The sequence below is a fragment of the Phenylobacterium sp. CCH9-H3 genome (assembly GCF_001557235.1).
Classification (GTDB): Bacteria; Pseudomonadota; Alphaproteobacteria; order Caulobacterales; family Caulobacteraceae; genus Phenylobacterium.
In genome coordinates, this window is sequence record NZ_LSJI01000231.1 from 1 (window position 1) to 1116 (window position 1116).

General features: G+C 75.1%; 1 pseudogene. It reads left to right on the top strand.

What is annotated here, in order from left to right:
* A pseudogene (locus AX721_RS28105) lies at positions 1-1116 on the top strand (TonB-dependent receptor); the annotation flags it as partial.

Below are 1116 nucleotides of genomic sequence, written 5' to 3' on the forward strand. Positions count from 1 at the left end.
GGAACCGCCGGCTCGCCGTTCGGCCCCTGGGCCCCGGCCCTGCTGGCCGAACGGGGCCGCAACAAGGCCCAGTCGGTGAGCGACGGCTTCAACGTCCAGGGCGTGGCCGCAGGCCCGGCCTTCGACCTGCCGGCCGGGCCGGTGCGCACCTCGATCAAGATCGGCGAGGCGGCGAGCTGGCTGAAGTCGGACACCCTGCGCCTGGGCGTGGAGAGCGATGCGGACCTGTCGCGCAATACCCTGAGCGCCCAGGGCAGCGTCGACGTGCCCCTGGCCAGCCGCAAGAAGGACTTCCTGCCGTTCCTGGGCGAGCTGTCGGTCAACGCCAATGCCGCGGTGAACGAGCTGTCCGACTTCGGCACCCTGACCACCGTGGGCGTGGGCGCCAACTGGCGGCCGATGACGGGGGTCAGCCTGATCGTCTCGCACAGCCGCGACGACGGGGCGCCGACCATGGCGCAGCTGGGCGGGCCGCAGGTGACCACCGAGGCGGCGCGCATCTTCGACTACGCCACCGGCCGCACGGTGGAGGTGCTGCGCCTGGACGGCGGCAACGCCGACCTGGTGGGCGACCAGCGCCACGTGACCAAGGTGGGCCTGACCCTCAAGCCGTTCACGAAGCAGGACCTGACCCTCAGCGCCAACTATGTGCGCAGCCGCACCGAGAACCCCATCGCCACCTTCCCCGCGGCCACGGCCGAGATCGAGGCGGCCTTCCCCGACCGGTTCCTCCGCAACGCGGCGGGCGACCTGATCCAGGTGGACTACCGGCCGGTGAATTTCGCCGAGACGAAGACCGAGAGCCTGCGTTGGGGCCTGAACTATTCGCGGCCCTTCGGCCCTCAGCCGCAGCGGCGGTTCGGGCCCGGGGCGGGGCCGCGGGCTGGCGGCGGTGGAGCCGGTGCGGCGCCGCAGCCGCCGGCCGAGCGGCCCGAACCCGCGGCGGCCGACGTCACCACGCCCAGCGCCCCGCCCGGATCGGAGCGGCCGCAGGCGGCGGCGGGGTCAAGCGCGGGCGAACCTGGCCCCGGCGGCGGCGAGGCGCCGCGCTTCGGGCCGGGCGGCCCTGGGGGTCCGGGTGGCCCCGGCGGTGGCTTCCGCGGCGGCGGCGGGGCC